This is a genomic window from Polaribacter sargassicola (assembly GCF_021991835.1).
In the GTDB taxonomy this organism is placed as follows: Bacteria; Bacteroidota; Bacteroidia; order Flavobacteriales; family Flavobacteriaceae; genus Polaribacter; species Polaribacter sargassicola.
This window is the reverse complement of the sequence record NZ_JAHDAU010000001.1, coordinates 695766-709390: the sequence shown is the minus strand read 5'-3', so window position 1 is coordinate 709390 and position 13625 is coordinate 695766. Positions and strand designations below refer to the sequence as shown.

Annotated in this window: 11 protein-coding genes; 2 read left to right on the top strand and 9 right to left on the bottom strand. The window is 28.9% G+C overall.

What is annotated here, in order from left to right:
• From KI686_RS03105 to KI686_RS03070, 8 genes are all read right to left on the bottom strand, one after another.
• Entirely contained in the window at positions 1 to 1203 is a 1203-nt protein-coding gene (locus tag KI686_RS03105) for an ABC transporter permease (protein WP_237587793.1), read from the bottom strand.
• Between the two features lie 14 nt (positions 1204 to 1217).
• On the bottom strand, positions 1218 to 1613 hold the full coding sequence (gene rbfA / locus KI686_RS03100) for a 30S ribosome-binding factor RbfA (RefSeq protein ID WP_237587792.1): 396 nt from the start codon (positions 1611 to 1613) through the stop codon (positions 1218 to 1220).
• A gap of 107 nt (positions 1614 to 1720) precedes the next feature.
• The gene (locus tag KI686_RS03095) at positions 1721 to 2014 is read right to left on the bottom strand and encodes a FoF1 ATP synthase subunit delta/epsilon (RefSeq protein ID WP_237587791.1); all 294 of its coding nucleotides are present in this window, start codon (positions 2012 to 2014) and stop codon (positions 1721 to 1723) included.
• A 12-nt stretch (positions 2015 to 2026) separates the two neighbouring features.
• Positions 2027 to 3535, bottom strand: coding sequence for a F0F1 ATP synthase subunit beta (gene atpD / locus KI686_RS03090; RefSeq protein ID WP_237587790.1), 1509 nt, complete (start codon positions 3533 to 3535; stop codon positions 2027 to 2029).
• Positions 3536 to 3723: 188 nt separating this feature from the next.
• The gene (locus KI686_RS03085) at positions 3724 to 5106 is read right to left on the bottom strand and encodes an OmpA family protein (protein ID WP_237587789.1); all 1383 of its coding nucleotides are present in this window, start codon (positions 5104 to 5106) and stop codon (positions 3724 to 3726) included.
• A 197-nt stretch (positions 5107 to 5303) separates the two neighbouring features.
• Positions 5304 to 8453, bottom strand: coding sequence for a UvrD-helicase domain-containing protein (locus KI686_RS16875; protein ID WP_237587788.1), 3150 nt, complete (start codon positions 8451 to 8453; stop codon positions 5304 to 5306).
• A 136-nt stretch (positions 8454 to 8589) separates the two neighbouring features.
• Positions 8590 to 9426, bottom strand: coding sequence for a ZIP family metal transporter (locus tag KI686_RS03075; protein ID WP_237587787.1), 837 nt, complete (start codon positions 9424 to 9426; stop codon positions 8590 to 8592).
• Entirely contained in the window at positions 9423 to 10079 is a 657-nt protein-coding gene (locus KI686_RS03070) for a metal-dependent transcriptional regulator (RefSeq protein WP_237587786.1), read from the bottom strand. The genes KI686_RS03075 and KI686_RS03070 overlap by 4 nt, the downstream gene beginning before the upstream one ends.
• A 100-nt stretch (positions 10080 to 10179) precedes the next feature.
• On the opposite strand from KI686_RS03070, the gene KI686_RS03065 reads away from it, so the two are divergent.
• Positions 10180 to 12420, top strand: coding sequence for a TonB-dependent receptor (locus KI686_RS03065; RefSeq protein WP_237587785.1), 2241 nt, complete (start codon positions 10180 to 10182; stop codon positions 12418 to 12420).
• A 9-nt stretch (positions 12421 to 12429) separates the two neighbouring features.
• The gene (locus KI686_RS03060; RefSeq protein ID WP_237587784.1) at positions 12430 to 12900 is read left to right on the top strand and encodes a thioredoxin family protein; all 471 of its coding nucleotides are present in this window, start codon (positions 12430 to 12432) and stop codon (positions 12898 to 12900) included.
• 5 nt (positions 12901 to 12905) lie between these two features.
• Here KI686_RS03060 and KI686_RS03055 read toward each other — a convergent pair whose 3' ends face one another.
• A complete protein-coding gene (locus KI686_RS03055; RefSeq protein ID WP_237587783.1) occupies positions 12906 to 13508 on the bottom strand; it encodes a hypothetical protein in 603 nt (200 codons plus the stop codon).
• Positions 13509 to 13625: the final 117 nt, after the last annotated feature.

The following is a 13625-nucleotide window of genomic DNA, read 5'->3' as shown; positions in this document are numbered from 1 at the left end:
TTATTTTTCTATAAACTCTTTAGATATTCTACTACTTGCTATTTTTGAAGCTATTAAACCTAAAAAGGTAATTGTAAGAATTACGATAAATAAATTAGAAAATCTAAAATCTACAGGATAAGGTAAATTTTGAGTGATCATAAAAAAACCAAACTTTTTTTGTGCAAAAACTAAAATACATCCTAAAGTTAAACCTACTAACATACCTAAAAAAGTTAGTAAAAAACCTTGTATTTCAAATATCTTTTTAATTTCCTTAATTGTTGCCCCAATACTTAAAAGTGTTTTTAAGTTTGATTTTTTATCAATAATCATCATTATAATTGCACCAATAACATTAAACAATGCAATGATAACTATTAGTGTAAAAATTAAGTAAGAAACAATATTCTCGGTATTAATTACCTTATAAAATACTTCGTTTAATTGTTCTTTAGTTTGTACTTTAAAACCAACTCCTAATTCGTTTTTAAGTTCTTCTGCAAGCTTATCAACATTAGTGTCTTTTGTAATTTTTAACTCTATACTAGTTATTTGATTTTCCTTAAACTTTAGAAGTTGTTTTGCATCACCTATAGAAACATAAACATATTTATTTTCAAATTCCTCTGTTCCAGAATACAAACCTACAACTTGAACATCTATTTTATAAAATGCATTATTGGGATTTATAAAACCCACGCCAGGCTTAGGTACTAAAATAGATAAAGGTGAACCAAAATTTAAAACTCCTAAAGATAATTTTCTAGAAATTCCGTTACCAACAACAGCTGTATTAGAGTATTCATCATCAATCCAATTACCTACACTTAAAATAGAATCTACATGTGTAATAGATGTATAATTATCTTCTACACCTTTTATATAAGCAATTTCATTTTTATCATTATATTCAAGAAAAACACGTTCTTCTATTACTTTAGAAAACGTTTTTATAGAATTATTGTTCTGTAGTGTTTGATAAATACGATCGTCTAACAGAAATGACTTGCCTTTTATTGAAGATATTTTTATATCTGGATCAGAGTTTTCTAATAAACTATAACTAAATGTTCTTAATCCAGAAAAGCCAGATAGAATAATAAATAGCGCTAAAGAACCTACAATAACTCCAAAAGATGCAATTATAGTAATAATATTAATTGCATTATTGCTTGTTTTAGAAAATAGATATCTTTTTGCTATGTAGAAAGAAAAACTCAAATAGGAATATTATTTTATTTCTTTTGACGTCTTGGCAAGACCTCTGGATTCATAATAGGATTCTCATCTTTACCTTTTAAAGATTTATCAATCTTTTCAATATAATCTAGAGTGTCATCACCATAGAATAACAATTCTGGCATTCTACGCAATTGATTTTTGGTTCTAGCAGCCATTTCATGACGAATAATAACTGTGTTAGATTGAATTCCTTTTATTAATTCATCTCTTTTCTCAGATGGAAAAACACTTAAGTATACTTTAGCAACACCTAAATCTGAAGTTACATGAACCTTAGAAACAGATATAATTATTCCTTTCATTCCATCTTGTGCTGCTTTTTGCAGTACATCTGCCAAGTCTTTTTGTAAAACTCCTGCAATTTTACGCTGTCTATTAGTTTCTTCCATATTGCAAATTTACAATTTTTAAATAATAGTCTTTTTATGTTAAAAAAGAAAAACCTCAAAGTAATTAAATATACTTTGAGGTTCTATATAATTTATTTTTTAATAACTCAATCGGCTAAAATAATTGCTTTATTGTCATTTAATTCTAATGTACCTGAATTAATTTTTAATGTTAAAATTTTATCATCAGAAACATCTGGCACTAATTTACCTTTTAAATCATTTAGATCTATATTAGTTTGAGAATGTATATGAACTTTTATTGTTCCTTCTTTTAAGTTAGAAACAACTGGTGCGTGATTATTTAGCATTTGAAACTCTCCATTAACCCCAGGAACTGATAAAGTATCAATTTCTGATGAAAATAATATAGCTTCTGGTGTTACAATTTCTAAATACATATTTTTAAATTATTAAGCTTCTGCTAACATTTTTTCTCCTGCATCTATAGCATCTTGTATAGATCCTCTTAAGTTAAATGCTGCTTCTGGATATTTATCTAACTCTCCATTAATAATCATATTAAATCCTTTAATAGTGTCTTTAATATCAACTAAAACACCAGGAATACCTGTAAACTGTTCAGCTACGTGGAAAGGTTGAGATAAGAAACGTTGTACACGTCTAGCTCTATGAACTACTAATTTATCTTCTTCAGATAATTCTTCCATACCTAAAATTGCGATAATATCTTGTAATTCTTTATAACGTTGTAAAATTTCTTTTACTGCTGTTGCTGTATTATAGTGTTCATCACCTAAAATTTCTGCAGATAAAATTCTTGAAGTAGAATCTAAAGGATCTACCGCAGGATAAATACCTAACTCTGCAATTTTACGAGACAATACTGTTGTTGCATCTAAGTGAGCAAAAGTTGTTGCTGGTGCTGGATCTGTTAAATCATCTGCAGGTACATATACAGCTTGTACAGATGTAATAGAACCTTTTTTAGTTGATGTAATACGCTCTTGCATTGCCCCCATTTCTGTTGCTAATGTTGGCTGATAACCTACCGCAGAAGGCATACGTCCTAAAAGTGCTGACACTTCTGAACCTGCTTGTGTAAAACGGAAAATATTATCTACAAAGAAAAGTACATCTTTACCTTGAGAATCTCCTGCACCGTCTCTAAAATATTCTGCAATTGTTAAACCAGATAAAGCAACACGTGCACGTGCTCCAGGTGGCTCATTCATTTGACCAAAAACAAATGTTGCTTTTGATTCTCTCATTCCTGGTTTATCTACTTTAGATAAATCCCATCCTCCTTCTTCCATAGAGTGCATAAAATCATCACCATATTTGATAATTCCAGACTCTAACATCTCACGTAATAAATCATTTCCTTCACGAGTTCTTTCACCTACTCCTGCAAAAACTGATAAACCACCATGTCCTTTTGCTATATTATTAATTAACTCTTGAATTAATACAGTTTTACCTACTCCGGCTCCACCGAATAATCCAATTTTACCTCCTTTTGCATAAGGCTCAATTAAATCAATTACTTTTATACCTGTAAATAATACTTCAGTAGAAACAGATAAATCTTCAAACTTAGGTGCAGAACGGTGTATAGGTAATCCGTCTTCACCAACTTTACTTAAATCTCCTAAACCATCAATGGCATCTCCTGTTACATTAAATAAACGTCCGTAGATATCATTACCTATTGGCATTTGTATTGGAGTTCCTGTAGCGATAACTTCTGTACCTCTACTTAACCCATCTGTAGCATCCATAGAGATAGTTCTTACAGTATCCTCACCAATATGTTGCTGTACTTCTAATACTAAAATTGAACCATCAGCTTTTTTAATTTCTAAAGAATCGTAGATCTTAGGAAGCTCATTCTCAGTATTAAATTCCACATCAATCACTGGACCAATAATTTGAGAAACTTTACCTTTTATTGTAGACATTATTTATCTAATTAAAGTTATTATTAATTTATGAGACTTCACTCTCATTTTCAGAATGCAAAGGTACTTTTTTTGTTTTTAATTAAAAAGAACTTTTCTTTTTTTTAATTAAAAAAAAGAAAATTAATAGCACAAAAAAAACTCTGCTCAAATTGAGCAGAGTTTTTTGTCTTTAAAGTAAGTAACTACTATTTATCAGTTAATTTAATAACTACTCTTCTGTTTAATTTTCTACCTGCTCTAGTTTTGTTAGTTGCTACAGGTTCTTTCTCTCCATAACCTTTAGTTTCTAATCTATCAGCATCAAATCCTTTTTTAACTAAATAAGCTTTTACAGATTCTGTTCTTCTTTCAGATAAGTATAAGTTATATGCATCACTTGCTCTACTATCTGTATGTCCTTCTATTACAAAAATTACATTTTTAGTAGGTGTAATTAAGTCATAAACTACATCTAAAATTTTTGCTGATTCTTTAGAGATATTAGCTCTATCAGTTGCAAATAAAACATTGTTTTTAGCTAATGCTTCTCTTAATTCTTTATAATCTTCTGGACATCCATTGTTATCTTTTAAACCAGCAACTTGTGGACAGTTATCATCTTTATCTAAAACACCATCTCCGTCTGTATCAGGACAACCTTTATTTTCTTTAGTTCCTTTTGCTTCTGGACATAAATCGTCTTTATCAACTACACCGTCTCCGTCTGTATCAGGACAACCATTGTTTGCTTTTGTTCCTTTTGCTTCTGGACATGCATCATCTTTATCTGCAATTCCATCTCCATCTGTATCAGGACATCCGTTCATTATTGCTAAACCAGGAACTTCTGGACATGCATCTTCTGAATCAATTACTCCATCTCCGTCTGAATCTGGACAACCATTAAACTCTGCTAAACCAGGAATTTCTGGACATGCATCATATTTATCATAAACTCCGTCTCCATCTGTATCATTTCCTCCAAATTTAACTACTAAACTTACAGAGTGCTTAAATACATCAAAACCAGAATTTTTAAAATTATGAGAATATCCTGTTTGGAAATTTAAACCTAAATTATCATTAAACCAAGTATTAAATCCTAAATTCCCCATATACATGAAGTCAGATTTACCGCTTAATGAGTTTCTAAAAGCTGGTTGCTCATGATCAAGATCTTGATATCCTAAACCTACAGATACATAAGGATCAAACCAACCTGTTTCTCCAAATAAATAATTTAAATCATATTTAGCTAAGGCGTCAATAGCAATAAATAATGCATCTGCATCATCTTTTACCTCAACAGTACTTAATTTATTAACAGCTCCTGCAAGTTGCACACCAAAACCATTACTTAGATATCTATCTACAGTAATTCTAGAAATAGAAGGTAATGTGTTACCACCCCATTCAGACGTGTTAAAGTAATCATCCATAATGTCTCCAAAGCCCTTATCATAAACTCTAACATCCACGGTATTAATACCAAAACCTACTACCCATGGGTTATTCTTATCTTGCGCGCTTACATTACTAACTGTTACCAACATAAACAAAGCTACTATAGCTAATTTTAATTGTCTCATTATCAAGTTTTTAAATTAAAAGTCATTTTATTTAATACGCAAAAGTAACCCCTTAAAACGTATCTACAAAGACAAATCTACAAAATATTAAAAAAAAACAATAAATAAATTACACAAAAAATTAGTAAATTAATGATTAAAACAAGCAGTAACTCTCTAATATTTTTTATCTGTACATTATTTAAATATATGTACTATTAGATTTTTACAACTGTTATTTTTTGATCAACATAAATTAGTAACTTTTCGCAAACAATTAAACCCATAGAATTTAAAACTCTTTCGTACTTTAATAATTGTTGATGATGCTCTTTTGATTGAACACCTGTTTTATAATCAATTACAACTACATTACTACTTTCGGTAAAAACCAATCGATCTGGAATCATTATTTGATTATCAAGATCAACTATTTCTCTCTCATTAAAGACAACGACATTATCAGAAAAATATTTTATCAATTTTGGATGATTTACAATTTCTAATATTGTGTCTTTAATATAAATTGATTGTTCTTTATTTAAAACCCCTTGCTGACAATACCCTAAAATAACATCGTCTACATCTTTAATTGTTAATATTTTAGCTAAAATTTCATGAAAAAGATTACCAAAATTAATTGCCTCTCCTTGCTGCGTATCCCACAATTTAGAAGAACTCGCCAATAAATTTATGTTATGATCTCTCCATTGTGTAGAAATAAATTTTTCATGAATTTCTGTAATCGATTTTTTCTCTTTAAGCAAACTTATTCTTTTATCTACACCAAATGAATATTCTGAAACATCTTCTTTCCATAAACCTTTTTGTTTTAAATAATTTATAAAAACACCAGAATAAAATTTTAAATCTTCATCTTTATTTTTACCAACTAACTTCTTATCTGTAATTACATGCAATTGTTCTACCGCTCTCGTTAAAGCAACATATAATAAATTAAAATTATCTAATTCTAATTCTTCTCTCTGTTGATTATAGATTTCTAAACCTCTTTCACTTACCAGACTTAAATTTTTACTATAATCAACAAACAGCTCATTAAAACCAACATAAGAATCTGGCAACTGATTTAACCAAGCTTTAGGTTTTATTTGGTTATAAATATCTACATCACAAGGAAAAATAACTACAGGAAACTCTAAACCTTTAGACTTATGAATCGTCATAACTTGAACCGAATTAGAACTTTCTGAAGCAACAATACTTAACTTATCTTTTTTAAGCTCCCAAAATTCTAAAAAATCACTTAAATCCACTCCTTTTCTTTGTTGCTCTAAAACAACATCTAAAAAAAACTGAACATAAGCATCTGAAGAATTAACAATTTTAAACTCTCTTATAATGTATTCTATTTTTTCGTAAAACGGCAAAAGGTGAAATGCAAAAACATCAAATGTTATGTTGTATGTTTTTAAATAGTCTAGAATTTCTTGAATATTTGATTTTGCCAAACTATTAAGAAAAGAATGCTTAGAAACCGTAATTTTTAAATGTTGATATAAGAAACATAGAATTTCGAAACGAGAATCCTCATCACTTGGGTTTTGTAAAACATTTAAAAAATTAATAATAAAAATAACTTTTGCATTATTTTGAAGTAATAATGTTTCTGATGAAACAATATTAATTCCGTTATCAGACAAATAATTGGCAATAGCAATTCCGTCTGATCTTTTTCTTGTTAAGACACATATTTCACCTAAAGAAAACTCTTCTTTTAACTGATTAATTTTATCTAAAACCTTTTTTGGATATCTTATTTTTCTCTCTTCTTTATCTTTATTTTCTTCTAAAAAAGTAAGTGAAACAAAACCTCCTTTTTTAGCATTTTCTAGTTGTTTATTCCCTTCTATAAAAAGATATTGATACGATTCATTTTCAAGAAAATTAGCTACATGCTGAAAAAAAGAGTTATTAAAATTAATAACCTCTGCATAACTTCTAAAATTTGTTTCTAAGTTTTTAACCTCTTTTTCTATTGGAAAAGGGTTTACAACATTAGAACCTAGATTAATAAATTGCTCAGCTTTTCCACCTCTCCATCTATAAATAGCTTGTTTTCCATCACCAACTAACAACAATTTACTATCTTCTTGAGCCAAAGCATTACCTATTAACGGAATTAAATTTTGCCATTGCAACACAGAAGTATCTTGCATTTCATCAATAAAATAATATTGAAAACGTTGCCCTATTCTTTCATAAATAAAAGGCGCAGGTTGGTCTTTTATATTGTCTGATATAAGTTGATTAAACTCTACATTTAATCGGATATTATTATCTTCTTTTATATTATCTAACTCTGCGTTAATGTTATTTAAAACCGCAAGCGGAACAATACTTTTTAACGCAATTCTATTTAAAATATATAAAGGATATTTAGCATCAAACAGTTGTTTAGATTGATAATAATAAGCATGAAATTGATTTTTTAAATCATCTAGCACATCTTTTAATTGAGGCGATGTTTTACTTCCGTATAAATTTTTAGAATTTTCTATATTATTAAACAAACGTCCTTCATATTTTATATCTCCACTTTTTAAAAAGCGTAAATCAATAAATTTCTGAAAGTGTTTTGGATAATCTCCGTAACTAAAATCGGTTACCGAAAGATCATTGTTTTTAATAAAATTTAAAACTTCATTTCCTAAATCTTTAAATTCTTTTTCAATTTCTATGTTTATTTTTTGAAGCTTATTTTTTAAAACTATAAAGTCTTCTCCTTTTTTTTCTGATAGACCCCTAAAATGTTTTACATCGTCTTCATTTAATAAAATTTTTGCAAACTCACTTAAATCTCTAGAAATATCCCAAGATTTATCATCATCTATTTTTTCTAAAGAATAGTCTATTAAAAGATTTGTTAGTTTTTTATCTGTTCCTATTTTAGAAATTAAAACATCTACAGCTTCATTTAAAAGAGAAACAGCATCCATTTCTACTTCAAAATTTAACAACAAACCTAAATCAAAAGCAAAACTTTTAATTATTTTATGCGTAAAGCTATCAATAGTTGTTATAGAAAAAGCTGAATAATTTTGTAAAACAGCATCTAAAATCTTTTTACTCTTTAACTGAATTGTAGATTTATCAACATCAATTTCATCAATAATTATTTTAAATAAATCATTTTCTTTTCCTTCTGCAAAATCTTCTAAATTTTCTAACACACGTTCTTTCATTTCGCCTGCAGCTTTATTGGTAAACGTAATAGCCAATATTTTTTGAAAAGAAAAAATATCATTAGAACTTAATAGAACTTTTAAATATTCTTTTACCAGTGTAAAAGTTTTTCCACTACCTGCAGAAGCATTATAAACTTGAAATGTTGATGTGTTTTGCACAATTTTATTTTATTGCAAATTAAGGTTTTTAAAAGCAAAAGACAAGATACCTAAATCAGTTTTTAGCAAAAAAGAAAACGGCAACAAGTTTAAAAACTAACTTGTTGCCGCTTATTGTTTTATTGCAATGATAACTCTAACCTAAACCAACATCTAAAGACATCATTACAATAAAACCTCCTATAAAACCAAGTGTAGCAATATCTGTATAATTATCTCTTTGTGTTTCTGGCACTACTTCTTCAATTACCACAAAAATCATTGCACCTGCAGCAAACGCCAAAGCATAAGGCAAAATTGGAGTAAAAAATGAAACCGCCAAAGCCCCTAAAACAGCAGCAACTGGCTCTACAATTGCAGATAACTGCCCGTACCAAAAACTTTTAAACCTACTTACACCTTGTCTTCTTAGTGGCATTGCAACCGCAAATCCTTCTGGAAAATTCTGAATCCCAATACCTATTGCTAAAGAAATAGCTGCAATTATCATTTCTGTTTGCTCAACACCTACTAAAGTTGATGCCGCTCCAAAAAGTACACCTACAGCCAAACCTTCTGGAATGTTGTGCAAAGTAATTGCCAAAACCAACAAAGTTGTCTTATGCCATTCTGTTTTTACACCTTCTACTTCACTATCTTTAAAATTAATATGTAAGTGAGGTAAAATTTTATCCATACCAAAAAGAGATAAAGCCCCTAAAGCAAAACCAACCACCGAAGGTAGAACTTTCTTAAAACCTTCTCCAGGGCTATTTTCTATTGCCGGCGCTAATAAACTCCAAAAACTTGCAGCAACCATAACTCCACCGGTAAAACCTAACATTCCATCTAAAACCGCCCTATTCATTTTCTTAAAGAAGAAAACCAAAGCAGCTCCTAAAGCTGTTAATCCCCATGTAAAAAGCGATGCGTATAATGCTGCTAAAATTGGATGTTCTTTTCCGAATGCAACTAACTGATCAAAAATGCTCATGATTTTTTTATGTATAAATTGTTTGCTATTTTATTTGAGATAGACATTTTTTTATCATTAATAATTATTGATAAAGAATCATCAAACTCTTCTTTTTCTAATACTGTAATTTGTTTTCCTAAAGTAATTCCTTTTTTATCTAAAAACTGTAAAAATTCTGAAGAAGAATCGTCTACACCAATACAAATACCTTTTTCATTTTTTGATAAGGTAGACAATAAACTTTTCTCTACAATTTTTAAATCGCCTTCTTTATTTGGTATTGGGTCTCCGTGAGGATCATGCGTAGGAAAACCTAAAAAAGCATCTATTTGATCTACTAATTTTTCTGATTTTATGTGCTCTAATTGTTCTGCTACATCATGTACTTCATCCCAAGAAAAGTTTAGTTTATCAACTAAAAAAACCTCCCAAAGCCTATGTTTTCTAACAATATTGGCTGCAATTTTAGTTCCTAAATCTGTTAACTTAACTCCCTTGTACTTCTTGTAAACAACAACTTCTTTTTCTGATAATTTTTTAATCATATCAGTTACCGAAGAAGCCTTTGTCTCTAATCTTTCTGCAATAGAATTTGTACTAATTCCTTTGTTAGAAATTAAGCTTAAATGATAAATTGCCTTTAAATAATTTTCTTCTGATTGACTAAACATCTCTATAATTATAATGCAAATATATAAAATTTTGATTTAAGTAATAATATTTTTAGTCTAACCTAAAAATATTTTTATATTTGTAAAAAATTATAACTAGATGAAACTAAAATACTTTATTATACTAATAACATTTATGAGCTTTAGTTCTATTTTATCACAAGAAAATTCTATTTCTGGTAAAATTTCTAGCGATTCTAAAGTATTACCTTTTGCAAATATTTATCTGCAAAAAACTAAAATCGGAAGCACTTCTAACGAGAATGGTTTTTATCAACTAAAAAATATTCCTACCGGAAACTACACCCTAATTATCAGCTCTGTTGGCTACAAAACAAAATCTATTAGAATATCTATTGATGAAAATCAAAATATTACAAAAAACTTTTCTTTACAAGAAGATAGTTTAGATGAAATTGTTATTTCTGGCACTTTAAAACCGGTTACAAAATCTAACAGTCCTGTACCTGTAGAAGTTTATAGTGAAACATTTTTCAAGAAAAACCCGACTCCTTCAGTTTTTGAATCTCTACAAAATGTAAACGGAGTTAGACCTCAATTAAATTGTAATGTTTGTAATACTGGAGATATTCATATAAACGGACTAGAAGGCCCGTACACTTTTGTTTTAATTGATGGAATGCCAATTGTTAGTGGACTTTCTACTGTTTATGGCTTAACCGGTATTCCGCAAGCTTTAATAGAAAGAGTAGAAGTTGTAAAAGGACCTGCATCTACTTTATACGGCTCTGAAGCTGTGGGTGGAATTATAAATATCATCACAAAAAAACCAACAAACTCACCTGCTTTAGCAACTGATGTTTTTACAAGTTCTTGGGGAGAAGTAAATACTGACATTGGTTTACGTTATAAATTATCTGAAAAAACACAAGGATTATTGGGTGTAAATTATTTTAATTACCAAAACAGAATTGACAACAATAATGATGGTTTTACAGACTTAACTCTTCAAAATAGAATATCAATCTTTAATAAAGTAAATATAGAAAGAGAAAGCAATAAAACATTTACAATTGCAGGTAGATATGTTTATGAAGATCGTTGGGGTGGAGAAATGGATTGGGAACGCGAATTTAGAGGAACAGATATTATTTACGGAGAAAGCATTTACACCAATAGATGGGAAACTTTTGGAACCTATCAATTACCAACATCAGAAAATATTAATTTTCAGTTTAGTGCAAACGGTCATTATCAAGATTCTTTTTATGGAACTGATGCTTATGATGCAAAACAATTAATAGGTTTTGGTCAGTTAGTTTACAACAAGAAAATTAAAGAAGTTAACGATTTTACTCTGGGTTTTGCCTACAGATATACTTATTATGATGATAATACTTTTGCCACTTTTGAAGAGGATGGAGTTACAAACAAAGCCTCTGTAACTCATTTGCCCGGAATTTTTATTCAGGATGAAATCAGTTTAAATAAACAAAACAAATTACTTTTAGGAGCAAGATGGGATTATAATAGCTTACACGGAAATATTTTTTCTCCAAGGATAAATTATAAATGGAATTCTAAAGACAACTCTAATATTTTTAGGTTAAGTGCTGGTAACGGATTTAGAGTGGCTAATGTTTTTACAGAAGATCACGCCGCATTAACTGGTGCAAGAGAAGTTGAGTTTGATGGAGAATTAGACCCAGAAACTTCTTGGAATGTTAATGCTAATTTTGTAAAAAAAATAAATACAGAAAATACTTTTATTACATTAGATGCTAGTGCTTTTTATACTTATTTTAACAATAGAATATTACCAGATTACGAAACAGATTCTAACAAAATAATTTATGCTAATTTAGATGGATATTCTGTTTCTAAAGGAGTTTCTTTAAATACAGACATTACATTTACAAACGGGTTAGCGGTAAATTTTGGCGCAACACTAATGGATGTTTCAATAACCGAAAACGATATAAAAACGAGACAATTATTAACAGAAAGTTTTAGCGGCGTTTGGTCTATTTCTTATAAATTTGATAATCACTTTACCATTGATTATACAGGAAACTTATACGGACCAATGAGACTACCTTTGTTAGGAGAAAATGATGTTAGAGATGAAAACTCTCCTTGGTACAGCATACAAAACATACAACTAACTAAAAGATTTAATAACAATTGGGAAATCTATGGTGGTGTAAAAAACTTATTAAACTTTACGCCTCCGGCGAATAGTATTAATAGTGCCGATAATCCTTTTGATATAGGTGTAGACACAGAAGCAAATCCAGAATTAGCTTTTGACCCAAGTTATGTATACGCATCTAACCAAGGAATTAGAGCTTTTTTAGGTTTACGTTACACAATTTTTTAATTTAAATTAATGAGAGAATATATTGCCTTTATTACTTTATTTATTTGCTTAACTACTCAATCTCAAGAAAAAAAAGAGGAACTCAAGATTTATTCTTTTCTTGAAATTGAAAAATTAAATAAACAAAGCCCCAAACCAATTGTAGTTTTTATTTATACAGATTGGTGCAAATATTGTTTTGCAATGAAAAAAAACACATTTAGCAATAAAGATGTAATAAAGGCTTTAAACAATAAGTTCTATTTTGTTTTACTAAATGCAGAAAGTAAAAAAGATATAAATTTCTTAAATCATACCTTTAAATACAAACCAACAGGTAATAATACTGGTGTACATCAATTAGCCGATGAGTTAGCCGGTGTTAAAAACAGAATTATTTATCCTACAACAACTATTTTAAATTCTAATTTTGAAATAGATTTACAAAAAAGTGGCTATCTAAATAGTAAAAGAATGCTATCTATTCTAAAAAGAATATAAAGCTACTAGTTCCAATTTCTTCTACGTTTTTCACCACTTTTTAATGCTGAGCTTAAATTAAAACTATAAACCAAACCTAACATTCCTTGTAAATGAGAATCCATAGAGTCATACTTAGAGCCAATATTTTTATACACTAATCTACTAGTTAAACCTACTCTATTAGAAAGCCAATATGTACCACCAGCTAAAAAATTTAAACTAATAACATCTTGAGTGTTTTCTACACTGTCTGCACCTTTTACATAACCATATCCAATACCTATGTAAGGAAAGACATTTAAGATATCTTTATAAAGATTATATTTCAAAGAAATATCAAACGCACTATATTCAAACACGTTATGACTTCCTAAAGGATTTGCTAGTTCTGTAGTATATACTAAGTCTGCTACAAAATTATTTCCTACTTTTCTACTTAATAAGAAACTAGAGAATTGAGAATTATACCTCTCAGAAAGTTTATTGTTCTCGTTAAATTCACCAAAATACTCTAAAGAAACACCAATACCTATATTCCAATTCCCTTCATTATTTTGAGCATTTAAATTATAAATCGATACCCAAAAAACTAAACACAGTAGTGCTCTAAATCCTTTTTTTAACATTTGCAATTTTATTTTAAAACTTTTTCAGCTGCAAATATATTAAGTTTCATTACAAAACAAAGCTCCATACTCATTATATCTTATTAAAATAAGTATTTTTGTTGAAAAATCTTTAAA

Excerpts from the sequence above, each read along its gene's own strand:
- KI686_RS03085 (WP_237587789.1), bottom strand. The coding sequence starts at position 5,106 with ATGAGACAATTAAAATTAGCTATAGTAGCTTTGTTTATGTTGGTAACA.
- KI686_RS03075 (WP_237587787.1), bottom strand. The coding sequence starts at position 9,426 with ATGAGCATTTTTGATCAGTTAGTTGCATTCGGAAAAGAACATCCAATT.
- atpD (WP_237587790.1), bottom strand. The coding sequence starts at position 3,535 with ATGTCTACAATAAAAGGTAAAGTTTCTCAAATTATTGGTCCAGTGATT.
- KI686_RS03060 (WP_237587784.1), top strand. The coding sequence starts at position 12,430 with ATGAGAGAATATATTGCCTTTATTACTTTATTTATTTGCTTAACTACT.
- rbfA (WP_237587792.1), bottom strand. The coding sequence starts at position 1,613 with ATGGAAGAAACTAATAGACAGCGTAAAATTGCAGGAGTTTTACAAAAA.
- KI686_RS03065 (WP_237587785.1), top strand. The coding sequence starts at position 10,180 with ATGAAACTAAAATACTTTATTATACTAATAACATTTATGAGCTTTAGT.
- KI686_RS03095 (WP_237587791.1), bottom strand. The coding sequence starts at position 2,014 with ATGTATTTAGAAATTGTAACACCAGAAGCTATATTATTTTCATCAGAA.
- KI686_RS03070 (WP_237587786.1), bottom strand. The coding sequence starts at position 10,079 with ATGTTTAGTCAATCAGAAGAAAATTATTTAAAGGCAATTTATCATTTA.
- KI686_RS03055 (WP_237587783.1), bottom strand. The coding sequence starts at position 13,508 with ATGTTAAAAAAAGGATTTAGAGCACTACTGTGTTTAGTTTTTTGGGTA.